Below are 6,963 nucleotides of genomic sequence, written 5' to 3'. Positions count from 1 at the left end.
AGGGCAAGGGCGCCGCAGGGCTCGTCATTGCTTGGTACCGTCAGCAGTGTCGTGAAGCATGTGGGGCCTACATATGCGCTGCTGCCGTTCGTAGTGCCGCAGTTCTGCCGCACATAGAAGCAGTAGTTAGTGTTGGGAGTTAAGCCGGTAAGGGTTGTGCTGATACCCGTGACCCCTACAACTGTGGTGCCTGTACCTGGGGTGAAGCCCTGTAAGCCATATTCAATTTCGAAGGTGTTGCCCGCTGCGGGAGTGGCCGCCCAACTCAGGTTTGCCGTGGTGTTCGTCACATTGGAAGACGTAGGAGCCGTGGGTGGGGCACAGTTGGAGGGCGATGTGGCGCACACGGCAATGAGGCCCGCGTTATTGTTGTTGAAGGCCCATGCCCGGACGTAGAGAACCTCGCCAGGTGTGCGTCCTGTCAGTTCAACCAGCGAATAGTTGCCAGTGGGGCTGTCGTCGTCGTCGCACTCCACAAGCGTTAGGCTGCCGCAGGCTCCTGAGTAGATAGCAATGCCAGTGTCAACGATGGGGCTGCCTCCAGTGACCGGCAGAGTTTGTACAGTCAGGGTGCCACCAACGGGTACCGTTACCTTAAACCAAAGGTCTCTGCCAACGTAAGACCCGCAGCCAGGGGCAGGAACTCCGGTGGAAGCCGTCGCGCCTGTGTTGTTGGCCGACGTCTGACCCACGCAAGTAGTGCCAAACTGAATTGGTACGTTGATAGCTCCGGCGCAGTCGTCGTTAGTTGGAGGCACAGCTAAGGTGCTAAATGTGAAAACACTGGGCTGGGAGGTAGTACCACCACCGCAGTTGCTCACAATGCTAACCGTATAAGAAGTTTGGGGTGTCAGGCCGGTTAGGTTTACCGGCGAGGTCGTGGCGGTCTGGGTGGTAGCTGTGCCGCCCGCGGGCGTGATAGTCAGATTATAAGTGGTACTGGCGGCGCTAGTGGTAAAGTTTATGGTGGCAGCTGTGGAGGTTAACCCCGTAGCGGTGAGGCCCGTCACGGTGGGGCAAGCCACGTAGGCTATGCGCACGTTGTCGAGGCCAATGTCCGTTGCTCCAAAGTCGCCCACGGCGCGCAAGCGAATGATGGTAGTTGCGGAGAGGCCCGTAGTCGGCAGGTTTACGGTTTGCTGCGTCCAGGTACCAGCAATACCGAAGCCGGCCAGCGGAGAGGTACTAAAGCTACTACCACCGTTGGTGCTTACAAACACCATGAGCGAATCTGTGCCTGATGTATTGATATAGTCAAAGGAGAGGCTGGGGGTGCCGGAGGTGCCGCTCATATTCAAATACAAATCCAGGGAGCCAGTGCTGCGGCCAAGAATATTATAAGAGTGGAAGCGGGCTGAGTGCGCGCTCGTAGCACCGCCAATGGGGCTGCCGGCGGGCGTATAGCTGCCAAGAGTAGGACTGGCCCAGCCACCACTAGTACCGTCGTCGTCGCGGCGCCAGGAGTTGTTGCCGGTGACGGGGGTGTTGCGCCAGTTTACACTTGGTGCTTCGTTGACTCCGCACAGGCTCAACCACGTGGCTTCAAAATCCTGGGTGTAAGGCGTCGTGTTGTTCACGGTAGCATATGCAGCCGTCACGCAGCCAGTCGTAAACGTAATGGTATTGGCCACCGAACTAGTACCCCCGCCACAGTTACCCGCGATTCTCACCGTGTATGTTGTGCTGGGAGTGAGTCCGGTTAAAACGACGGGTGAATTAGTAGGGGCGGGGGTCACTGTGGTAGCTGTGCCACCAGCCGGGGTGTAAGTCACGGTGTAGCTCGCCGTGCCTGGTACGGGGGTGAAGCCTATAGTAGCCCCCGTGCCTGTAATGTTGCTAGCGGTCAGGTTGGTAGGAGTTGGGCAAGCTACCGGCGTCCCAATGGTGATGGTGAAGTCCTTGGTTTCGCCCGTAAAAAACTGGGTACAGGCATCTGTTGGCCCATTAGCGCTGCCAGAGCTCCGCGTGCGAATGCGCAAGCCTGTCGGGCCTTGCACGGCATTAGTAGGAATCACAATTGAAACCACTGTGGCGGTGCCCGTGGAGTTAGTAGCTATCTGCGTAAACTCGCTGGCTTCAAACACGAGGTTCTGGTTATAGTCAATCCACAGCGCCGCAATAGTGCCGGTCGCCAGTGTCACGCTCACTTGGTAGGGCACGCCGCTCTGTAGGGTGGCCGTGTTGGCCCCCGTGGCTGGATACGCCGTATAGGACTGTGAGCCAGCGGAGGTACAGGTCAGTCCCGTCGCGTTAAACGTGGTGCCGGTAATACTAACGTCAGTGATACCATTGCCGCCGCAGGAGCCCCCTAGGCCTGTATTACAGTAGTTTATCACTGGCGTCAGGCACAGTGTGAAGCCGCTGGTTGTGTTCGTTGGAGGTGTCGTAGAAGTTGCGTAAATACGCAGGAAATACGTTTGACTCACCGTAAGGCCGCTCAGCACTACTTGCGCCGGCGATGACGTGGTGCCCAACGAACCACAGGTTACGCTCGTCGAGGTTGCGCAGGTGCCCGAACGGACATCATAAAACCCGGTGAACTGTGCACCTGTGGTGAGTTGCAGCGCCGAAGCCGTCGCTACGAACGAATACCACACATCAGTGGCCACTGTGCCGCCGCAACCTGTGGAGGGGGCCAGGCTTTGCGTTGCGCCAAACACGGTGCCAACCACCGGCGTAGTACACGACGCGGCTACCGATATGCCAATTGCTTGGGCGCAGTCATTGTTAATAGCCGGGTTGGGATTAGTAGTGAAGGCACCCACATTCGAGAGGATGCTGTTGCCATTGCTACCGCCACAGTCCTGTCTCACGTAGAACTGGTAGCCCGTCTGGGGGGTGAGGCCCGTTAGGGTAGCTGTTGTGCCCGTAGCCGTCGTAGTTTGGTACACATTGGTCGCCGAGCTGGGCTGGGCTGGGTTGAATCCCGTAGGACCGTAAAAGATGGTAAATGGACCGGGAGTCGCATTCGATACGGTATAGGACACGGTTGCACCGGTACTCGTCAGTGCCGAGGCGCTCAGAGTGCGTGGCTGCGGGCACGGCGCTGGCACTGGCGGGGTGAAGGTATAAATTTGGCCAGCCGCTGGTTGTGTTGCGATGTTGACCGTTTCAGCTGTTGAGCTAGTAGTTGGAGTAGTGCCCAGGCTGCTAAGCGAGAGAAACTCACCCGAGGCTGCCCCTGCCAGACCTACCGACGCGGACCCATTCGATATGGCTCCTGATTCTGGCTGATAAATAAACTGCACCACATTGGTACCTTCATAGAGCTTCACTTGAAAGGAAACGACGGGTGTGGTCGCGCTCCAGTTCCATTCCCAGTTTTGCCACTCAAATGTGAACACCCGGCTACCGGCGGTGCCAGTGGTCAGGTAGTTGGCACGGCTGCTATTGGTTACGCCGCCTACTGTGGCCCGACCGTCGAGGTCGTCCCACAGCGGAGCTACGAGCGGCCGGCTAGTTGCCGCCACCGTATTCAGATTGTTGGTACCTTGGCCCGACGTACCAGTCGTATTAAACGAGAGGAAACCGTTGGATGAAGCTTTAACTTGGGTGTAGGTAACGCCGTCAAATACGAAGCTGAACCCAATCGGCAACGCGGCCGAAAGGCCGGTGTCAACTTGTACGGACGTCACGTTCGTGGCGCCCGTGGCATTGGCTATCGACGTGTAGGTACCGGTGGAGGGCGCAAAAGTATATAGGTCGACTTGGGCCCGGACGAGATTACTGCTTAGTAGCAGGGTTGCCAACAGCAGCAGTGTCCAGCCCAAAAGCCCGCGCTGCCGCGAATGTAAAAGTTTACTCATTAGGTGTAAGAAGAAAAGGGTGAATAGATTGTGGGAAACAAGCGCCTGGAACACCGGGTGTGTGCTTTCGGCATTGTAATGTAGAAAGAAAGCTCGAATGAATGCTAATACCTGATTTTTCTTTCTTATAAAGAAAAGAATTGGTTAAATCGGAAAGGGCTGTTCTGAGCAGAAAAAGCTCTTTTTCGCGGATGCACCCAAACGCAGCTAGTGAAGACGTCGAGGTCCACTTGTTGAACGCCGTCAACTAAGCCCAGGATATAGTCTGAGCGCTAAGCCTCGGACTTGTATTTAAAAAAATATTTAATCAATAAGGACTAAGCCGTAGTAAGCAATCATGAATTAGTTCCAGTTAATTATGTTTTTATTTAAAATGGCACTTAATTTGCTGTTAATACGGCGGATACATATTTCCTTTTTTGTGCTCTGCTGTTCACCCTGTATCTTGTTACCCGATTTATCGGCATCCACCCACCCTTTTATTTTTCCACCTTTCAATCCCCTTTTTTTCACCCATGAGGACAATCTTACATTCTTTCACCCTGCTGCTTTTCGCGTGCTGCCTGTCGATGATTGGCTTACAGAAAGTGTACGCTTCGCATATCCAAGGCGGACAAATTACCTACCGATATATAAGTGGAAACACGTATGAAGTAACAGTGAGCTTTTATCGGGACTGTAACCCCACTGCTGCAACCCTACCGCTCGATGTCGATATTACCGCGGTTTCGGCCTGTAACGGCGGCAACCCCATCTCGGCCAGGCTGCAGCCCGTGCCGGGCACGTTGAGTATCGGCATGGGTTACTGCCCGAGCATTCAGGCGCTGGCTACCTGTAATCCGGGCAGCACGGTGTACCCGAACTACGAAAAGCAGGATTACCGGGGCACTATTAACCTGCCCCCGGCGGCCGACTGGATTATCTCGCACCAGAGCTGCTGCCGGCCCAGCACGGGCAACATCCCCACGCAGGATGACTTTCGCTTCGAGGCCACCCTTAACAACCTAGTTAACGTCAATGGCGTGCCCACCCGCGTCAATAACAGTTCGCCTACCTTCTCAACTCGCGACTTTCCAGTGCCTTTTGTGCTAGTAGGCCAGCGGACTTCCATCAACTTCACCGCTGCTACTGAGGTAGATGGCGACTCACTGGTGTACTCCCTCGACCAGCCCCTGGCTACCTGTGGCGTTTACAATCCCTACTCGGCTCGGCCTACGGGCACGAGTGCCAATTGCATAACTAGATTGTTGCCTCCTGCCGCACCCAACACTGTTTGCTTTCTGGATTGCGGCGTAGGCGCTGGTGGACTTAATTACACTGCTCAGCTGCCGTTGCCTGTGGCTGTAGACACCCTTGGGGTGTGCGGTATTGTAGCTGGCACAGCGTACACCCGCACGGTAGTGCCTCGTTTCAGCTTCAACCCGCTTATTGGAGAGTTTACTTTTACTCCAAATCTGTTCCGCCCTGGTGCCACCTCGCTGGGCCTGAATAAGTATGCGGTAGTAGGCAAAATCACCGAATACCGCCGCCTGCCGGGCAGCAATCGCCGTTACCGCGTGGGCTCCGTGCGCCGCGATTTCCTTGTTATCATCATCGATGGTTCGGGTAACCAAGTGCCCACTACTCCAATTATCACTGTGCCCGACCCCCTGTCTGGTGCGGTGCCCACGAACCGCGCCGATACCACTCGCATCACCGTACAGACCTGCAACTATGCTCAGGTTCGTATCGCTTTCACCGACCCGGATAACACTGCCAGCGTGCCTGCTAGCCCTCGTCAAAACTTGACGGTGACTTACACTGGTGCTGGTACCATTAATGGTGACTTGCTGCAAAACGGTGACATTGGTGTATACAGCCTGTTTCGCAACGGCACTCCTACTCCCGAAGCCCGTATCTACTTCCAGCCAGGAGCTTTCTTCGAGGGGCAAATNCGAGGGGCAAATCATTCGTATTCCATTACGTATCGAGGATGATGCCTGCCCGGTTCGCGGTATCCAGACGCGGGTTGTTGAAATTCGTATCGTGAAAGGACGTACAGCGCAGGCAGTCGCTGCTAATGGTCAAAGCAACGTACTAAGTGGCGTGACTCCTACAACTATCTGCGGCGGCACGTTGAACCTGACTGGTAACGTGCTGCGTCCCGATTCCATCCGGCAGGTAGCTGCTGGCCAGACGGTTCGCCAGACCTACGGTTTTCAGTGGACTCAGTTGTCTGGTAATGGCCTGCCTGCGGTAAGCAACGTGCAAAACATAACGGTGAGCCCCACTGTAACGAGTCGCTACCGTCTGCGCATTGTTCCGCTGCAGGGCTTTGGTACCAATGGTGGCGGCTGTGGCGATACCACATCTATTCTGGTACGCGTAGCGCCCACGGTAGCTAATGCCTTTACCATTCCTCGCGTCATTTCGAGCCGGAATGGCGAGGCTGGGCAGCCAAGTGAGCCCGGTCAGACGGATATACCACCGCTAACGTTCGTGCTGAACAACACTACCCCACAGCCGAGCGTAGCGAGTGGGTTTCAACTCTGCGGCATTAGCTGGACCTACCAGCGGGTGAAAGATGGCCAAGGTAATGCGGTGACGGATGCTCCAGTGCAGTTCTCAACCGACTACCAGCCCGCCGAAGCAGCATTGAAGCTGGCTGTGGGTGGAGAATACATCATTCGCTTGAACTCGAACGTAGTGGCCCGTACCAGTAGCTGTGCCGCCAACACTCCTAGCTGCCCCGCAACGCTAGCCCAGCGGACGGTGATAGTCCCCGACGTACCCGTGCCGAACATCATTACTCCGAATGGTGACAATCTCAATGAAACGTTCGTGGTACGTCCGGGTCAGCAAGGCGGCAAGCTTGAAATTTATAACCGTTGGGGCCGTAAGGTTCAGGATTTTGCTAGTTATCAGAATAACTGGGGTGGTGATAACCAGCCCGACGGCGTGTATTACTACTATCTGACGGATGTCAGCGGTAGCAAGACCAAAGGCTGGGTTGAAATTCGCCGCGGTCAATAGTTCGGTTTAGATTACCACAAAATAAGGAGTGCCGCGAATATCGCGGCACTCCTTATTTTGTGGTAATCCAATACTGAGAGCAGGTATAGACACGAAGAATTAAGTACCCAGCCAAAAGTAACCAGGCCTTACTTTAGGGTATGAA

Annotated in this window: 2 protein-coding genes; one reads left to right on the top strand and one right to left on the bottom strand. The window is 55.3% G+C overall.

Annotated elements, in window-relative coordinates; translation table 11 throughout:
• Positions 1-3,806: fibronectin type III domain-containing protein (locus WX88_RS26200; protein WP_156176468.1), on the bottom strand; the 3,806-nt coding region annotated here is incomplete at its 3' end.
• A gap of 2,085 nt (positions 3,807-5,891) precedes the next feature.
• Between WX88_RS26200 and WX88_RS26190 the strand changes: the two genes are divergently transcribed.
• Positions 5,892-6,818, top strand: coding sequence for a gliding motility-associated C-terminal domain-containing protein (locus tag WX88_RS26190; protein ID WP_197076983.1), 927 nt, complete (start codon positions 5,892-5,894; stop codon positions 6,816-6,818).
• The last annotated feature ends 145 nt before the right edge of the window (positions 6,819-6,963 follow it).

Origin of the sequence: Hymenobacter terrenus (genome assembly GCF_000972495.1) — a bacterium.
GTDB lineage: Bacteria > Bacteroidota > Bacteroidia > Cytophagales > Hymenobacteraceae > Hymenobacter > Hymenobacter terrenus.
This window is presented reverse-complemented; position numbering and strand designations above follow the sequence as displayed.